The 18,879-nt window shown below is 38.7% G+C and carries 13 protein-coding genes; 4 read left to right on the forward strand and 9 right to left on the reverse strand.

Features of this window, described 5'->3' with window-relative positions; genetic code table 11:
* Positions 1-40: 40 nt before the first annotated feature.
* From DWA31_RS01090 to DWA31_RS01105, 4 genes are all read right to left on the reverse strand, one after another.
* Complete coding sequence (locus tag DWA31_RS01090) at positions 41-1,534, reverse strand: RDD family protein (protein ID WP_114324838.1); 1,494 nt, start codon at positions 1,532-1,534, stop codon at positions 41-43.
* Complete coding sequence (locus DWA31_RS01095; RefSeq protein ID WP_114324839.1) at positions 1,485-2,264, reverse strand: nSTAND1 domain-containing NTPase; 780 nt, start codon at positions 2,262-2,264, stop codon at positions 1,485-1,487. Before DWA31_RS01095 ends, DWA31_RS01090 begins: the two co-directional genes overlap by 50 nt.
* Positions 2,261-3,682, reverse strand: coding sequence for a toll/interleukin-1 receptor domain-containing protein (locus DWA31_RS01100; RefSeq protein ID WP_114324840.1), 1,422 nt, complete (start codon positions 3,680-3,682; stop codon positions 2,261-2,263). Before DWA31_RS01100 ends, DWA31_RS01095 begins: the two co-directional genes overlap by 4 nt.
* 360 nt (positions 3,683-4,042) lie before the next feature.
* Positions 4,043-6,208: a DUF6351 family protein gene (locus DWA31_RS01105; RefSeq protein WP_114324841.1), complete on the reverse strand. Its 2,166-nt coding sequence runs from the start codon at positions 6,206-6,208 to the stop codon at positions 4,043-4,045.
* Between the two features lie 275 nt (positions 6,209-6,483).
* Between DWA31_RS01105 and DWA31_RS01110 the strand changes: the two genes are divergently transcribed.
* Entirely contained in the window at positions 6,484-7,404 is a 921-nt protein-coding gene (locus DWA31_RS01110; RefSeq protein WP_114324842.1) for a manganese-dependent inorganic pyrophosphatase, read from the forward strand.
* Between the two features lie 266 nt (positions 7,405-7,670).
* On the opposite strand, the gene fadA is transcribed toward DWA31_RS01110, so the two are convergent.
* Both fadA and fadB read right to left on the reverse strand, forming a co-directional pair.
* Positions 7,671-8,834, reverse strand: a complete 1,164-nt coding sequence (gene fadA, locus DWA31_RS01115) for an acetyl-CoA C-acyltransferase FadA (RefSeq protein ID WP_114324843.1) — start codon at positions 8,832-8,834, stop codon at positions 7,671-7,673.
* Between the two features lie 11 nt (positions 8,835-8,845).
* Entirely contained in the window at positions 8,846-11,014 is a 2,169-nt protein-coding gene (fadB, locus tag DWA31_RS01120) for a fatty acid oxidation complex subunit alpha FadB (RefSeq protein ID WP_114324844.1), read from the reverse strand.
* A gap of 689 nt (positions 11,015-11,703) precedes the next feature.
* Here fadB and DWA31_RS01125 point away from each other — a divergent pair.
* Positions 11,704-12,258: a hypothetical protein gene (locus DWA31_RS01125; protein ID WP_136037968.1), complete on the forward strand. Its 555-nt coding sequence runs from the start codon at positions 11,704-11,706 to the stop codon at positions 12,256-12,258.
* 171 nt (positions 12,259-12,429) lie between these two features.
* Complete coding sequence (locus DWA31_RS01130) at positions 12,430-13,323, forward strand: TIGR03899 family protein (protein WP_114324846.1); 894 nt, start codon at positions 12,430-12,432, stop codon at positions 13,321-13,323.
* Between the two features lie 214 nt (positions 13,324-13,537).
* Here DWA31_RS01130 and DWA31_RS01135 read toward each other — a convergent pair whose 3' ends face one another.
* The 3 genes from DWA31_RS01135 to DWA31_RS01145 are packed head-to-tail and all read right to left on the reverse strand — an operon-like array spanning position 13,538 to position 17,923.
* On the reverse strand, positions 13,538-14,332 hold the full coding sequence (locus DWA31_RS01135) for a phosphoadenylyl-sulfate reductase (protein ID WP_114324852.1): 795 nt from the start codon (positions 14,330-14,332) through the stop codon (positions 13,538-13,540).
* Positions 14,325-16,094 (reverse strand): assimilatory sulfite reductase (NADPH) hemoprotein subunit, encoded by a 1,770-nt coding sequence (cysI, locus tag DWA31_RS01140; protein ID WP_114324847.1) that lies wholly within the window; start codon positions 16,092-16,094, stop codon positions 14,325-14,327. The genes DWA31_RS01135 and cysI overlap by 8 nt, the downstream gene beginning before the upstream one ends.
* The gene (locus DWA31_RS01145) at positions 16,094-17,923 is read right to left on the reverse strand and encodes an assimilatory sulfite reductase (NADPH) flavoprotein subunit (protein ID WP_114324848.1); all 1,830 of its coding nucleotides are present in this window, start codon (positions 17,921-17,923) and stop codon (positions 16,094-16,096) included. The genes cysI and DWA31_RS01145 overlap by 1 nt, the downstream gene beginning before the upstream one ends.
* A gap of 432 nt (positions 17,924-18,355) precedes the next feature.
* On the opposite strand from DWA31_RS01145, the gene DWA31_RS17385 reads away from it, so the two are divergent.
* A complete protein-coding gene (locus tag DWA31_RS17385) occupies positions 18,356-18,733 on the forward strand; it encodes a lytic transglycosylase domain-containing protein (protein ID WP_281268610.1) in 378 nt (125 codons plus the stop codon).
* Positions 18,734-18,879 lie beyond the last annotated feature (146 nt).

Raw genomic sequence — 18,879 nt, forward strand, 5'->3', positions numbered from 1 at the left:
TGAAGACTCATTTTGGATTATATAATTCACATATATACTGCTATTTACGAACAACCAAAGTACTCGCTATTTTATCGTATAGCGCTTGCTTTTTTTCAGTAAATGGTTGGAGCAACAATCCAACCCCGTACAAAAGAAATTTTCCTATAAACCTTGCCGAAGCCCGAAGAAATGTCAACCTTTCACCTTTTATATCAGTAACATATATACCTACTACCATTTTTCCAAAAGTAGCTTGTCGCCATCTACTTGTCATAATTGCTTCGTATAACCACATGGTTAATAACAAGGTAGCTACAATAAATGTTTCTATTAAATCGAATAAGCTATCACTTATTGAGTCTTCAAACATAAAAAAAGCTGCCATCACCGCGATGAGGGTTGTGTATAAAACAAACACGTCAATCACTCCAGCAATTAGACGTCTCCAAAAGCCCGAATACGCTATTTCATCAGCATTTGTATCGGGGTCAATCAATGAATCACTCGATACTTTTCGTCTGATAGGTTCAATACTAAATCTTCGAAAAAGCCCTTTTAAAAAATACTCCAATCCTAAATACAACACCACGTGTGCTGATACGAGAAAGACTTCAGATAAAGCATAGCTGAACTCATCTGAAAGCCCTAAATCATAAGCTATATCAGCAATTTGATCCAAAATAGCTAATGTAATTAAGCCAGAATCTGATTTAGAGCCGAAAAATAAAACAAAAACAAAAATAAAAATAAAGAATCGGGGGATACGCCATCGATGTTGAATTTCCACCTCTGCCCTTTCGTGATCACGAGCATTATTACTTTCATCAAGGAAGTTTAAAGCCAAATCAAAGTGTTCATTATATTGACCTGCCCAAACTTTATTAGGAACCACTGATGCCTTCCAGTTAAGCGCTATTTGAAGTTCAGGGTCTACTAAAAGCTGAGCTTTTTTTTCTTTATGCAATATAGCTGTGTCTACCAGACGTTTATAAATTTGTGCCGAACTAGCTTCGTTTTCAATCCAGGTAGTCAACCGGTTCCATTGACGAAGCAGTGCTTCATGGCTTATATCTAGTACTGATTTTTTATTCAACTCGCCCAAAGGTGAAGCCATTATAAAGTTGCGCTCGTTATCTTGAAAAACACGAACGACATCGATTACCTCATCAGGCTTAACGTTCGCCATTTCTGCTACTTCGCCTAGTTTTACCATGCGTCGGATGAACGTTCCTTCGCCAGCGTGCTCACACAAGCAAAGAAACAACTGTTTGGCGATTTTTTGTTGATTATTATCTAGCTGTTCCCAAGCTTCATCAAGGTGTCTGGACAAAGCTTCGTTAAAGCGGCCAACATTTTCATAGTCGACTCGCTTTAATTCTATATCATCATTCTCGCTACCCACTTTTTCCTGAGTCGCAAACCAAGTTCGCATCAGAGCATGTTGCATTAAAGGTAGATGGTCTGGGTCGGTACCGGTATCATTGAGAATCTGATTTACTAGATCAGGTGCGATATGGCCACCAAATAGCTGGATAGGTTTTTTCGATAACAACCTTCATTTGTTTGCGAGTCAGTCTTGGTACTAAAAATTGGCTATCGCTAATTGCCTGTGAAAGACCAGGAAAAAAGTCACATGCGCCGATAAAGTCTGAACGCATAGTGAGCAACACATAAATGGGAAGATCCATTTTTGCTGCCTGCTCTACCGTAGTTAACAACAGGTTAACAAAAGCAGTGGCCTCATTTCGTACTTTATGAGTAGTATGATCGCGATCCTTAGAGTGTAAAGAACCCTGACCACGCTGGAAGCGGAATATCTCTTCGAACTGGTCGACCAACAAAAGCAATGGTCTGCCCTTTTCGATACCTATTTGTTCAATAACTTCTAGTAACCCTAAATGGCTGGTTTGCAATTCTGCTTGGGTGAAAGCAATGTCACTGGCATCAAAGCTACATTGGTCGTCTGCAAGTGTGTGATAAAGCTCTGTCGCCAGATTGGTAAAAGGGTCACCACCTGGCTTCATAACAATGAATATCCAATCGACACCGGCGCCTAAAAGATACCCTTGTTTGAGGACGGGAAGAAGGCCTGCACGAACCAGTGAAGACTTTCCCGAACCACTGCCACCAACAACTGCAAGAAAGTGATTTTCCTCTAATCGACCCAGCATTTTATTAATTTGTTCACTGCGTCCAAAAAACAGTTCTGATTCATGTTGTAAATATGTTCGAAGACCGGGATAAGGCTGAGTTAACTTTGTTAGTTTCGATGACACATTCATGACGTGGCATCCATTTGTTGGAGTTCGGAAATAAACTGCTCAAACTCAATTTCATTACTTGTACTATCAATAGTGTGAAAAAATGGTGGTGGCGTAGCCAATAATTCGTTACGTTTTTCGGGCGGTTCAAAATACAATACGCATGCGGGTTGGATAGGTTGCTTAGCTAACCTCAACTCTCTAAATGTACGCATCTTCTGTTTTATCCACACACCTGATGAACACTTCCCGTATACTAGAACCAAACCAGTGTAATCTCGGATACTAGCCAATTCTTCAAGAGATTCGTCTTCATCTACTATTATTTCATAGTCTAAATTCTGTTCAACCAGTCGATCCCGTATATGAAATGCAGCGCTAGTATCGCTTTTTAGCGTATAGATAAATACAGGTTTATCCCCTGAATCTGCTGTTGCCGGTTTTGATTCCCGCAAAGCAAGGTCTTTGAGTTTATCTTTGATAGCCACTTTTAATTCTTCAAGATCTTGTGCCATAACATCGCTGGCTTCGAGGAACTGGCGTTGTTCACTTTTTAACTTATCTAAATTAAAAGTTTCACGCTCATAGGCGCGAAGAAGTGGTACTTTTGCAGCTAACGCTCTATTGAGTTGCAGGCCTTCGTAGCCTTCAGGAAATTCGTCGGTTCGTGGCGTACCATATGCCCCCAGTAGTTGAACAAATAACTTAGAATGAGCTAAATCATGATCAAGCATTTGTTCAAATTCCTGTGCACCTCGAAGATATAGCTTAGAGGGTAAAACACGGTAGCCAAGTTTCTCGATGAACATTGCTAGAGTACTGCGGGAATCCTCCATGTCCGGTGTTGTCTCCGCGAGAAAAACAGCAGGTGAGATCATATCTTCACTTTCAGCGTCTTCACCTGATTCACGTATATTCTGCATTTCGGCTAACTTTCCAGCCAATTTATCTCTTAGTTTTAAGAGTTCCTTAGAGTATTCGCTACTTGATGGGTCGAGTTCAGCTTTAAGTTCTCTGTCGTAAAAGCTATAACCAATAAGATCACGAATGTCTTCTGGTCGATTCTCGATTGGGATTTCAGCCAGATGAATTACAAATAGCCGACCATCGGCGCTTGCAGCTTCCACAAAGCCTCGAATTTCCTTTCTACACCATTCAGATTTGAGATAGCCATCTGACAGCACTATTACCAGAGCTGCAGTATTGTCTATGGCTGTCTTGATGGTAGGTGTGACAGCATCATTCCCTGCCAAATCGTCTAGATCCATCCAGATCTTACAGTCTGATATACGTCCTAGCTTTTGGTCAACGCGCTTTTGTAATTGTTTTTTTAGGTAGTTTACCCAACGAACTTCGCGACCACAGTAGTCTAACGGCTCATTATCAACTTGAGCATAACTGATAAAGATGTCCTGATCGAACCCTGATACATATGCCATTCCATTTGCCTTTGATGTTTATATTGAGAAAAACTTTATTTATTCAATCAACTGGATATTTCTTTCTTCACAGTCCTAAACAATACGTTTGAGAATACCAAATAAAAATAAAAGAACTATTTGAGAATAGTTCACCAATATAACTTATACAAATTGAATATAGGAAAATAGAAGAGAAATGAAAGAACCAATACTCAAATAAAAGCTTTATTATTCATCGTCATTATTTGTGCAGCATTTGTTTCATAATATAAATATCTTTCTATTATGAAATCGTAAACCTAGTTTGAATTTCTTATTTCTGCTCAAGTAGCCTTACTTTGGATAAGGCTTGGTATTTTATCATTGCATCTATTTTTACTATAAATCACTTGGGCGTCCTTGATCTATTTGGTTGTAATCACATACACCATTTGGAAATATTTTTTCCAGTTTTTGTTGATAAAGACCCATATTAACAGAGCCATACAAGCCTTGTTTCATTGCTTGATTAACCGACATTAATTGGCATTTAAACATGTCGCCAGACCAAGTGCTGCCAGCCTGAATACGACTAGTACTAAACATTGGGTATACTTTTTGACACTCCCCTTCACTTTTATTATTCCATTGACCGTCCCAAATGCCTTTCCCTTTAAAAAGCACTTCCCCCTTGGCTGAGAAGCATTGATCAAACAAACTCTTTGGCTTAGCTTCTACCGTTGAAAAGCTAGGGTTGCTCCTTAATGCTAATAACCATTCATCCATCATCTTAAAAGCCAAAACGGCCGGGTTATAATTTTTATTCGAAATCCAAATAACATGATTATCACTGTGTCCGTGTTGTTCTATTATCCTTAATCGAGAAAAGAACGAAGCCGATACATGATGCATATCTAAATCTTCCTCTAAATAATGACGTACATCGATGACAGGTAAAGTGATTTTGCCAATAAAAACCTGTCCTGCTCGGTATGCAGCCTGCATAGCATTAATTGAACCCTCATGCCTATTGGCAATTCCTTCAATAATTGGCGTGATATTTTGACTACCCCACAGTGATAACCATAGAGGTATTTTCCTTCCTAAAGGTAACCAAATATGCTCTGCTTCCATTTCAATTTGTGGCTTCCAACTGCCAATTTTACTATTGAGATCAACAAATTCATCAATTGTTATCGAGTTTTCCTGTAAAGCCAATAGGCCGTACTGAACCCCCACATTGTCCCAGGTAGATAATCCAAAACCTTGTTTATCCTGTCCTAATACGTTGACTAAATCTTGCCAAAAACTCCATTTCACTTGTTTAACAACATCAGGATGAAACAAGTCCCTTAAAAAACCTTGTTTTGGATTATTAATAAAGCTTGATAAGCCAAAGTAGCCATTAATACATTCACTATTTCCATCGGGTAATGAGGGCACAAATCCGGACATAATTTGATTAACTGGCTGTAAATAGCCCGCCCGTTGAGGGAAGTTATTTAGGGCGTTCATGCCTTCCACCGTTTGCCTTTTATGCCAATCAAGCCACTGAGTATTATTTTGTGTTCGAAAAGTAAAATAGTTATTCAGCAAATCACAATCTAGTGCGTAAGTCGTTTGGGTAATCATATCTGGATATGAATAAAGTGGAATCAAACCATCAAGTATACCTGTACTATTTTGAGCTATTAAATACTGAGCTAAACCACCACCTGAGCCACCTATGCCAACGGTATATAAGGGTTTTCCATACAAACTAACAAAGTGTTTTTTTACCCTTCTTGCGGTATCTTCGGCTAACAACATATTGTAGGTATAACTGGTTTTATTACCACTAGAGCTAATAACTGCATAACCATCAAGTAGCTGCTGCTTTTGCCGAGCAATAACCCGTTTAGCTTTTTGCTTTCCTTGACGGAAACCAATGCCTGAGCCACCATTAAATTGAAAGACTAAGCGTTTATTCCACTTTGACTGCGCTAAACGCCGACCAATTTCATCCGCACTAATTGGCATCACTACCGTATAAATAAATCGGTTAATTGTTCCTTGCTCTACTCTTAGTAATGTTCTGTCGGTATTATTAACATAAGCAGTTAGATCAGACGGGGTTAATTTGATTATTTTGCCACTATGATATAAAGAATAATATTGAACCTTGGTTGCGAGGCTGCAATCTTTCGAATAACCGATAATTTTTTTTTGCTGTAAAAAATCACTATAAACAGGTACGCCATAAGCCGACTGATTATCGACTAAAGGTTGTCCTAAACCTGAATCAACTGTCATGCAGTAAAATGGATATTGGATGTCTCCGGAATATAGGCTTTTAACAGGGCCATGTTGGCCGATTTTGATTGGAAAGTTGAAGTATTCTGTAGGTCTAACGATTAGGCTAATATGTTTGTTGATAAGCAATAACTGGTTATCAACCTTTGGCGCTATTTTTTTTACTTGTCGAAAAGCATAAGATTCTGCTGGTATGAAAAAATGTATACTTAATTTTCCCACGATGACGATAAATATGATTGAAACCGAATAAAGAAGTAGTTTCTTCAACATAATTGTCTCCTATTCTATACCTCAGGATTAAATTGAAACCGGAAATCACTTACACCTATTTAAGCCTAGTGCAAAAAAGTGATTTTCTCATAATTGAAAGACAAAGTTTTATTACCATTTAATTGAAATATCAATATTTTTACAATAGATAACAAATAGTTAACTTCCATTAAACTTATTCCAACTAAAAAACCATCTTAAGTAGACTTTTTGCTATATACCCAAGTAATAAAGAGTTTGGTAGAATAGTAATAAATTTAAGGAGAGTACTACTTATGCCAAATTATGTTGTTGGTCACAAAATTCCAGATTCAGACTCTATCTGTTCAGCTATTGCATTATCATATTTAAAAACTACGTTAGGCGAGGAAACCGTTCCTGCGCGTTTAGGTGAGTTGACCCCTGAAACTTTATTTATTTTAGACAAGTTTGGCTTTGAGCAACCTGAATTGAAAACTAGCTACGCGGGTGAAAGCCTTTATATTGTTGATCACTCTGAGCGTACGCAAGGCCCCGATGATATTGACGATGCTACTATTTTAGGCATTATTGATCATCATAAATTAGGCGATATCACTACGTCTACCCCCTTAGAAATATGGGTGCGCCCGGTAGGCTGTACTAATACTATTATTAAAATGATGTATGACTTTCATAACGTTGAAATTCCTAAAAACATCGCTGGTGCCATGATGTGCGCTATTTTAAGCGATACCGTTATTTTTAAATCTCCGACCTGTACTACAGCCGATATCAAATGTGTTGAAGCGTTAGCAGAAATTGCTGGCATTGAAAATCCTGCTGAGTTGGGCATGGATATGTTCAAAGTAAAATCAGCCGTTGAAGGTACACCGGTACGTGATTTAGTATTGCGTGATTTTAAAGATTTCAATATGAATGGCAACCTTGTCGGTATCGGTCAATTAGAAGTCATCGATTTAGCTATTTTTGATGAAATGAAAGCTGATTTAGCAGCCGATATCGCTAAGTTAAAAGCTGAAGGTGAACGCCACAGTGTATTGCTATTATTAACCGATATCATGAAAGAAGGCTCTGAAATTCTCGTAGTAAGTGATAATGACAACTTAGCACAAGCCGCTTTTGGTAAAGCTACCACAGACGGTAAAGTATGGCTTGATGGTGTACTTAGTCGTAAGAAGCAAGTTGTACCACCTTTACAAGGCGTTTTTGCTTAATCAATAAAGCGATTTCATCTTGAATACAAAAAAACCAGCAATTGCTGGTTTTTTATTGTCTATTCTTTGAAAGCATTCATCGTTATTATCGAAGATAATAGGTTTTTAGATAAGGTGAAAGCACGGAGTTGACGTTAGTCATTACTCCGTACATCCTGTACTTCGCCTTTCAGGCCACCCTTCGGGTGTTCAAATTATTTCCCGAAGAATTTGTGAGTACTTTCAACGCTGCATAAACGCTTATTAACAAAGAGAAAAGCAATTAATTAAACGCGTTCGAATACAGTGGCAATACCTTGGCCTAATCCTATACACATAGTCGCTAGTCCTAGGTTGGCATCTTGCCCTTCCATTAAGTTTATTAAAGTACCTGAAATACGCGTACCTGAACAACCTAGCGGATGACCCAAGGCAATAGCGCCGCCATTTAAGTTAATTGCATCATCCAATTTATCTTCAACTTTTAATGCTCTTACACAGGATAATGCCTGTGCACCAAAAGCTTCGTTAAATTCAAATAATTCAATATCTTCAATAGATAAGCCTGCGCGCTTTAATGCTTTGTTCGTCGCAGGAACAGGACCATAGCCCATAGTAGCAGGATCACAACCAGCAAAGGCCATACCACGGATTTTAACACGTGGTGTTAAACCTAATTCTTTCGCTTTATCTGCTGACATAATTAACATGGCTGATGCGCCATCAGACATTGCTGATGAAGTACCTGCTGTCACTGTGCCGTTAACTGGGTCAAAAACAGGTCTTAGCGTTGCGAGACTTTCTGCAGTGGTATCAGGACGAATCACTTCATCGTGTTCAACTAGCGTTAATGCACCATCGGCATCATGACCTAAGGTTGGTACAATTTCGTTATCCCAACGACCATCCAGCATTGCTTGGTGGGCGCGTTGGTGTGAACGAGCACCAAAAGCATCTTGCATTTCACGCGTAATACCGTGCTGCTTACCCAACAACTCTGCGGTTAAACCCATGTTGCCTGAAGCACGCGCCATGTGTTTACTTAGTTCAGGTGCAAAATCAACATCATACATCATAGGTACGTGACCCATATGCTCAACACCGCCAACAAGGAAAACATCTCCTTGGCCAGCAATAATACTGGTGGCTGCATCATGCATTGCTTGCATTGACGAACCACATAAACGGTTTACCGTTAAACCACCAATGGATTTTGGTAAGCCTGCAAGTAGTGATGCGTTACGAGCAATGTTGAAACCTTGCTCTTTAGTTTGCTTAACGCAACCCCAAATAACATCTTCAATATCGTTTGGATCTAACGCTGGGTTACGCTTTAAAATTTGTTCCATCAAATGAGCTGATAGAGTTTCAGCGCGAACATTTCTAAAAACACCCGCTTTTGAACGTCCCATAGGAGTTCGAATACAATCAATAATAACAACTTCTTTCATAACAGTTCTCCTTAGGCTTGTGAAACATTAGTGTTGAAATAAGACTTACCTGATTTAGCCATTTCTCTCATACCATCAGTGACTTGATAATACTCGCCTAAATGCGCATATTTATCAGCCATAGCAATGTAGTTACCTAAACCAAGCGTTTCTAAGTAACGAATTGCGCCGCCTCTAAACGGAGGGAAACCAAGGCCGTAGATTAGCCCCATGTCAGCTTCAGCTGCACTAGCAATCACGCCCTCTTCTAAACAACGCACTACTTCGTTAACCATAGGAATCATTAAACGGGCAATGACTTCTTCGTTTGAAAAGTCTTTTTTGTCTGCACAATGAGCGCTTAATAAATCATAAGCGGTTTGAGCAGCAACTTTCTTAGGACGGCCACGTTTATCTTTAACATGATCGTAAAAGCCTTTACCATTTTTCTGACCAAGGCGTCCATTGCTATAGAGCGTGCTAACCGGATCATTATCCACTTTTTTCATGCGGATAGGAAAACCTGAAGACATAACACCAGTACAATGATCAGCAGTATCAATACCAACTACGTCAATTAAATAGGCAGGTCCCATTGGCCAGCCAAATTCTTTCTCCATGACTTTATCAACAGCAACAAAATCAGCACCTTCCAGTACTAGTTGACTAAAGCCAGCAAGGTAAGGGAATAATACGCGGTTTACATAAAAGCCAGCACAGTCATTAACAACGATAGGCGATTTGCCCATTTTAGCGGCATAGGCTACTACTGCTGCAACTGTTTCGTCTGAGGTGTCTTTACCACGAATAACTTCAACTAATGGCATTCTATTAACAGGGTTAAAAAAGTGCATACCACAGAAGTTTTCAGGACGTTTAACGCTTTGCGCGAGTAAATCAATAGAAATGGTTGAGGTGTTTGAGGTTAAAATTGCGTCATCAGCCAACACACCTTCAACTTCTGCTAATACAAACCCTTTAACTTTCGGGTTTTCAACTACCGCTTCAACAACAATATCAACATCTTTAACGCTGTCATAACTAAGTGATGGGGTGATGTTGTTTAATACACCCGCCATTTTTTTAGCATTCATGTGACCACGTCCAACTTGTTTGATTAAAATACCTGCGGCGGTACTTAGTCCTAAATCAAGGGCTTGATCGTTAATGTCTTTCATTATGATTGGTGTGCCTTTATAAGCAGATTGATAAGCAATACCACCACCCATAATTCCTGCACCTAATACCGCAGCTTTGTTCACAGCCTTAGTTGCTTGCTTTGCCGCTTTTTTCGCTTTGCCTTTGATCACTTGATCAGACATAAACAAACCAATTTGCGCAGTAGCAGCATCAGTTTTTGCTAGTTTTGCGAAATTGGTATTTTCTAATGCCATTGCGCCTGCTCTATCAAGAGTAGCAGCAGCTTCTATCGTGTTTACCATCACCATAGGTGCTGGATAATGCTTACCTGCTTTTGCTGCAATCATGCCTTTACATGTAGTGAAGGTCATAACGTTTTCAATTTTACTTAACTTTAATGACTCTAATTTTTCTTGACGTTTTTCGCGCCAATCAAGCTTGCCCGCAATAGCTAACTTAAGCATGCTAATAGCTGCTTGTTGTAATTTGTCAGGTGCTACTACGGCATCTAATAAACCTACCGCTAGCGCAGCGTCAGCGCGAAAAGCTTTACCGGTACTCATCCACTCAATGGCATTATCAGCACCAATTATGCGTGGTAAACGTACTGTTCCACCAAAACCTGGCATTAAACCAAGCTTTGACTCTGGTAAACCTATACTGACGCTAGTATCAGCAATACGATAATCACATACTAGGGTCATTTCACAACCACCGCCCAATGCCACACTGTTTATGGCAGCAATAGTAGGTAGTTGAATATCTTCAAATGAGTCAAATATATCAGTCGCATTTTTGATCCAAGGAATTAATTCTTCCTCTGGCTGCTGGAAAGTTTCTAAAAATTCAGTGATATCTGCACCAACAATGAAGGTGGACTTACCTGAGGTAACCATCACCCCTTTGGCTTCACTACAATTATTAATAGCAGCGACAACTGCTCTATATTCTACAAATGTTGCTTGATCGAATTTGTTTACTGACCCTTGAGCATCGAACTTAAGTTCAACAATGCCGTCGTCAAGTAATTGCGCGCTAAGGCTTTTGCCTTGGAATATCATACGTTGTCTCCTTCACCTAAAATGTGGTGTTGATGTATTGATGATTTATTTTATACTCATTACCAATCAAGATAAATGTTTCAGAGTGCACTTTGAATGATAACGAGTATATGATAGCCACATAGGTAAGTTTCCTATCTGAGCAATTGAATATTATCGTGTTATTAGTCTATTGCTGTTAAATAATAGACGACTGAGTGTGCCTTGAATAAAGGTTAATTGCAACACTATTAAAACAAGCGTTTTAATCAAGCGTATCAACAACTGTTTTTATATTTAGCCGTTCGCCATAACTTAGTCAGGGTGGGATTATGCTTTGTTTGATTTATAGGCTGCAGGGATTGCTCAACTATAAAGAGCCATAGAATAGCTATAGTGGCACCAAAGAATTTGACCAAATTAAATGTGCTGATGCCGTTTTGGAAAGTTATAATTAAAAGGTACATACTTACAATTATTAAATGACTATAACAATTGATTTTTTCTTGAAAATTAGTATGTTTCTACAATATAAATTTATAAAAAACACAATAAAAATATGATATTACCTTGCGACATATACTTATCAGCTGTCTTCTTTTAACTTCTTTTTCTGTCTTTTCATCAGAGCAAAAAAGTGATGAAAAACATCATAAAGATCCAACAAAAGTTATCACAAAAATGGGGTGGGCTACTCTGATAATTTTACCTTGTCAGGCTCAGTCGCACTTGATCAAGTAAGAAAAATCAATGGTAACATTAATAAAGATGGAAGTGAGTGGAGACTCGGTGGCTCATGGTTAACTGATTTTGGTATTATCAATTTCTCAATGGGTCGTTCTGAATACGATGATGGTGGTCAAAAAGACAATTACTCTATTGGAACCTTTCTTCCATTAAGCGTATTAGGTGTTGATACAGGCGAGTGGATGATATTTCCAATGGCAGGTATAAATCATAATGAAGTAGATAGTTTTGTAGAAGAAGAACCAGCATCACTTGATGAACTTGTTATGCAGCAGAATACTAGTAATGGTGGTTATCTGGGCACTATGGCGCTTCGTCCGTTAACCGAGCATTGGACTGTTTTGGGGTTCGCGGGTGGAGGATTAGGCTCAGATGATTACAGTAATATATGGGCAGGAACTGGAGCGAGTTATAAAATTAATGATAATCATTCATTTAACATTTTTGGCTTTTATGCAGATGATAATTACGGTAGCACCAGTAAAATTACTGTCAATTATACCTATGAATTTAAGTAAACTCGCAGAATAAGATCATAGTTAGAGCGCATCACTACCAACTAAAAAGCTAACTCTGATCTTGTATATTATTGTTACTATTTGCTATGGTTATATGCTAATAACACAATAAATTATTTATTTTGTGTTAATTGAAAATTAAGTTAAGTTCTCAGGTATAGGGAAGTAAAAATGAAAACAGATAAAGCTTCAATTATTGTGATTGATGAGCAAAATGAAAACAATGGCAACCTTCCTATCGAAAGTAGTAATCCTAAAAAAAAATCAACTGATTCACCAGCCCATGATCAATTTTTCAAAATAACTCAACCATTTGGTCTTGAAGCGGCGATACTTCCAATTGAAAAACAAATGCCCATAGAAGATCGCAGTATAAAGCGTGAACGATTAGCAAGCTTACGTAAACAAAAAAATATTGAAACCATTGTCGAAAGAACCTTTGATTTTTGTGCGAGTAAATCTATTGATAAAAGGACAGACTTAGATTGGTTTAATCGCTATATTACCTTGGCTGAGAATGTTAGTAATAAAACTATGCAAGATTTATGGGCGAAAATATTAGCAGGTGAGTTATCTCGACCCGGCTCGTATTCACTCAAAGCATTAAAAGTATTTCGTGATATGAGTATTGTTGATGCAAAATTACTTGCTAAGGCATGTTCTTTAGCAGTAAAAGATCAAAGTAAAAAAAATATACGCATTATTTCAGGTACCTACCAGAAACCTGGCTTATTCAACTTTTTGAATAAAGACAGACAAAGATATATTAATTTAAGTCACTTTGGTTTGAATTATGCCGACATATTATCATTAGCTGATAATCATTTACTTTATCAACAGGAAAGTGAATCGAATATGATGATAAATGGCGAGATTATCAATTTTAACTACAATGGTGTGCCACTAAAATTGACGGCTAAAAAGCCAAATATTGCCTTACAGTTTTATAAGTTTACCCCAATCGGCACCGAGTTAGCTCGATTGATCAGCGATAAGCCTAATGATGACTTTTTTACTATATTAAAACAGCAACTCAGTCATCATTTTGAGATAAGCTCAGGATAAATGGTTATCCCGTGATTACCGCTCATACTGAGCGCAGGTACGAGTTGTCTAAGTAACGGTTTTTTTCGTTTATCCCGCTCATACTGAGCGCGAGGAACGAGCAGTCGAAGTATAAGCTTCCTTCGACGAGCTCAGGACAAACGGTTATCCAGTGATTACCGCCCATACTGAGCGTGAGGTACGAGCTGCCGAAGTGCAACGAGTAACTCGTCGCTTAAATTCCATCACCATCGGTATGTAAGCCACATTCTCGTTGCCCTGGACCAAAGCGAGTTTCACTTTCATCCATGCCTAAAGTAAGAGGTTTAGTACTATGAACATCACCAACAGAAACATAGCCTTCATCCCATAAAGGGTGATAAGGCAAGTTATTCTTAGTTAAATACTGATGAACATCTCTATTATGCCAATCAATAATTGGATGCACCTTGAAACGGCCACGTAATATACTGACAACTGACAAACCTTGTCTATGATCAGATTGCTGACGACGAACGCCAGAAAACCAAGTGCCAGAATTTAATTCAGACAAGCCACGTTCTAGCGGTTCAACTTTGTTTTTTCTGTTGTATTGCTTTAGCGCTTCATCATCTTGTGCCCATTGCTCGCCATATTTGGCTATTTGCCAAGCGGCACTTTCAACGGCACTATAAACATGTAAATTCAAATTTAAACGTTCAGTAAGCTCTTCAATAAAACGATAAGTCTCTGGAAACAAATGTCCCGTATCAGTGATTAGTACTGGAATATTAGGATCGACTTGCGTCATCATATGCAACATAACAGCTGACTGAATACCAAAGCTAGAAGACAACACAAACTGACTTGGGAGGTTTTCCATTGTCCATTCAATACGGGCAAGCGGAGTCTTCTTCTCTAAATCTTCATTCCACTGCGCTAACCAAGGTTTCGGTAAAGAGGCTGGGAAACGATTTTGTATAGATTTTTCAGCTATAGCGCCATTATTTACTATGGCGATAGCTTTGGTTGGTACTAATGAATTAGTCATCATGAAAATCCCTGACACTTATTTTTACTTCATCAACAATACCGGCACGGATAACAAAGTCACCAAATGCTTCAGCGTTATTACGCTCTGCAGCCCAGCGAGCACTTAATTGATCAATTTCAGTTAATACGCCAGCTTCATCAACATTTTCTTTATAAAGCTTTGGCACTCGCGAGCCGGCTAAGTCACTACCTAAATACATATTGTATTTACCTGGACCTTTACCTACTAAACCAATTTCAGCAAGCATGGCACGGCCACAACCGTTTGGACAACCTGTTACGCGCAAGATAATGCTTTCGTCTTTTAAACCATTTTTAGCAAGAATAGTTTCAACATCATCAACTAAACCTGGTAAGTAACGTTCAGCTTCAGCCATCGCTAATGGACAGGTAGGAAATGCTACACAAGCCATTGAACTCTTACGTTGGTTAGATACACCGTCATTAATTAAACCATGATCACGGGCAAGCTTTTCAATAGCGTCTTTGTCTTTTGGTTCAACACCAGCAACAATAAGGTTTTGATTTGCGGTTAAGCGGAAATCACCTTGGTGTATTTTAGCAATTTCTAGCATACCTGTTTTTAATGCTTTACTACCAGAATTAGCACCGTCAAAATCAGCTTTTTCGAAATCAAGTATGCGACCGTTTTCAATGAATAACGTTAAGTGTTCTTTGCCATCGATTCCTGCAACCCAACCAAAGCTATCGCCACGGTGTGTAAATTCATATGGACGTGAATCTGAAAATTCAACACCTGCTCTTGCTTCTACTTCGGCTCTGAATGCATCAGCACCAACACGATCAAGTGTGTATTTAGTTTTCGCATTTTTACGGTTAACACGGTTACCCCAATCACGCTGTGTAGTAACAACGGCTGCAGCAACAGCTAAGGTGTGTTCCTTAGAAATAAAACCAAAGTCATCAGCACAACGTGGGTAAGTAGCATTATCACCGTGAGTCATGGCTAAACCACCACCAACAAGCACGTTAAAACCAATTAGTTTACCGCCTTCGCTAATGGCAACAAAGTTTAAATCGTTAGCATGAAGGTCAATATCATTGTTCGGCGGAATAACAACCGTTGTTTTAAATTTACGTGGTAAGTAGTTGCTACCTAAAATCGGTTCAACTTCTTCATCTTCAGTTGTTTCAACGCGTTCTTCGTCTAACCAAATTTCAGCATAGGCACGAGTTTTAGGAAGTAAGTGTTCACTTATCTTCGTTGCCCACTCGTAAGCTTCTTGATGTAATTCAGATTCAACAGGGTTAGAAGTACAAAGTACGTTACGGTTAACATCACCGGCAGTTGCAATTGAATCTAAACCTACACTGTTAAGTGTTTGGTGCATCAATTTAATATTTGGTTTTAAAACGCCGTGAAACTGAAAGGTTTGACGAGTTGTTAAACGAATGCTGCCATATGATGTGTAATCATCCGCAAACTTATCAATAGCTAACCATTGATCTGTACTAATGATCCCGCCAGGTAACCGAGCTCTAAGCATTACATTGTGTAATGGCTCAAGCTTTTGTTTTTGACGCTCTGCACGAATATCGCGATCATCTTGTTGGTACATACCATGAGTACGGATCAACTGGAAGTTGTCGGCAGTAAAGCCACCCGTCATTCTGTCTTGAAGATCTTCAACGATAGTACCGCGTAAAAAATCACTTTCCGCTTTTAAGCGTTCGTTGTCGGCTTGTTTACCTTCAACAATCAATACAGGGTTTTCAATTTTTGTTAAATCGTTGCTCATTAGTAAACATCCTTCTGGTAACGCTTGTTAGATCTAAGTGATTTTAAATAGTCTTCTGCTTGCTCTGCACTTAATTTTCCGTGCTCTGCAATGATGTCAACCAAGGTTTGATGCACATCTTTTGCCATACGGTTAGCATCGCCACAAATATATAAATGTGCGCCACGCTCTAACCATGCGAAAACTTCACTGGCTTGTTCTTTTAATCGGTCTTGTACGTAAACTTTTGTCGCTTGGTCGCGAGAAAAAGCAACGTCCATACGCGTTAATAAACCCGATTTTAAGTAATTCTGCCATTCAACTTGATATAAGAAGTCTTGAGTAAAAGTCTGGTCACCAAAGAACATCCAGTTATCACCAGCAGCATCACGTGCTTCACGCTCTTGCATGAATGCTCTAAATGGCGCAACACCTGTACCAGGACCAATCATGATAACAGGCGTGTCGTCTGATTGTGGTAAGCGGAAGTTATCATTGTGCTCAACAAAAACACGTACTTTTTGACCTTCTTCTAAACGGTTTGCTAAGAAACTGGAAGCGCCACCTGTACGAGGCTCACCGTTGGCATCAAAACTGACTAAACCAACAGTTAAGTGAACCTCTTCTTCTACTTCTGATTGACTCGATGCAATTGAGTATAAACGTGGAGTGATTTTACGTAATGCCTCAACAAAAAATTGTGGATCAATTTCAGTTTCAGCCGCTTTTACCACATCGATAATTTGGTGTTCACCTGCATATTCTCTGGCGGTGTTTTTATCGGCAGCAATCGCAGTAAGTTCTTTATTTCCAGAGATTTTTGCCCAAAACTCAACAAATGCAGGTGCTGTTTGTGTGATTTCTAATTGTGTAGTTAAGGCATCAGTTAGTGTGAATACCTGATTTGCACCATCGACTTTTAGCTTAACATTTTCTTCGCCAGTGAGCTTTAACGTAGCAACTAATTCAGCGACTAAGTTAACGTCATTTTCAAACCAAATACCTAATGCATCACCTACTTGATAAGTTAGACCAGATTCGCCTAAATCAATTTCAATGTGACGAACATCTTTAGCTGAATCACGACCGGTGATTTTTTGGCTTAAAGAGAATTCTGCCGCATAAGGGTTTTGCTTAGAGTATTGGCTTGTTGCGCCTGCGGTTGGTAAATCAACAACAGCAGCTAAAGGCGCATCTGATTGAGTTAATTCTTCTTTTAAGCTTTCAACAATACTTAACGTCCAGCTATCACTGTCACTGTCATAATCAACATCACAATCAATACGAGGCGCTACTTGCTTAGCACCTAGTGCTTTTAAGCGTTCGTCAAAGTCTTTACCTGTTTGACAGAAGAACTCATAACTACTATCGCCTAGCGCAAGTACGCTATAACTTAAGTTAGGTAATTTAGGTGCTTTTTTACCTAATAAAAATTCATGAAATTCAATTGCATCATCAGGTGCTTCACCTTCACCATTAGTGCTCGCTACAATTAATAAATGCGTTTCATTTTTTATTGATTTTGCTTTATAGTCCGCAGTGTTTTTCAACACAACACTAATACCTGCCGCTTTTGCGCTTTCAGCAAGTTTGCTAGCAACACCTTTAGCATTGCCTGTTTGTGATGCATATAAAATAGTTAGTGTTTTAGCTGCTACTGGTGCTAGCGCAGGCGATAACGTAGCACTTTGCCCCGATTCACTTTTCGCGGCAAGATAACCACTTGCCCAGGCAAGTTGTAATGATGAGTAGCTTGATGTGGCTTGTTGAAGCAACGAAAGCTGAGTCGCATCAAGTGCGCTTGATACTGAGTTTAAGTTTTGCTGTAAAAATAGCTGCTCTTGTGGCATGAGAATATTCACCTATAACAATTTATAAGTGAATCATAAACGAGAATGAGTAAAACCAAAAAGAATAGATAATGATTTTTTATATCAAAAAAGAATATAAGAATACTACGGTAATAAAAAAACTTAGACAAAAAATAACTTAACCGCTATGTTACTCATAACACTAACTTTCCTGAGTTAACAATTATCACTTTTAAACACATATCTTTATGCTTAGTTTTAAGTTTTATTTTTTGCTGTAACCAAGGTTATAGCCAAGAAAAAACGCTGATTTATAAATACAAGTCTGCTAATGGTGTACTGTCTTTTTCAGATATTCAGCCACTAGATACCTTTTATGAACAAGTAAGGATTGGTTGCTTTGCCTGCCAAGTCGACTCTCTCATTGATTGGCATAATGCAAAACTCTATTTAACGCAATATCAACGCACCATTGAAGCTGCCGCGATGCTTTATAAAGTAAACCCTGCATTTATCCGCGCTATTATTCATGCCGAGTCTCATTTTAATGCGAAGGCAGTTTCTAAACAGGGTGCGCAAGGTTTAATGCAATTAATGCCGACAACAGCTCAAGCTCTTGGGGTAAAAAAACCCTTTATTGCTAAACAAAATATTTACGGTGGTGTAAAGCATTTAGCACATTTACTTAAGGTGTATCAGGGGAATAATCGATTAGCCTCGGCCGCTTATAACGCAGGGGAAGGTGCCGTAAAGAAATATTCAGGCATACCGCCTTTTGCCGAAACTAAAGTATATGTTGAACGTGTTGATATTTTATATCGTCGCTATCAAAGTGCCATTAAAATTTAAGCTAGCTATATCCTGCACCGTGTTGTTCCGGCAATGGCACACGCATTGATTATTTAATTTAAATATTTGCAATGCTAATTTTTTGCTCTACGCTTAATTATGTTGGCAACAACATGAAGCAGGATGCTTTGTTATAGATACTTTAA

Source organism: Candidatus Colwellia aromaticivorans, from assembly GCF_003333305.1.
Lineage (GTDB): Bacteria > Pseudomonadota > Gammaproteobacteria > Enterobacterales > Alteromonadaceae > Colwellia > Colwellia aromaticivorans.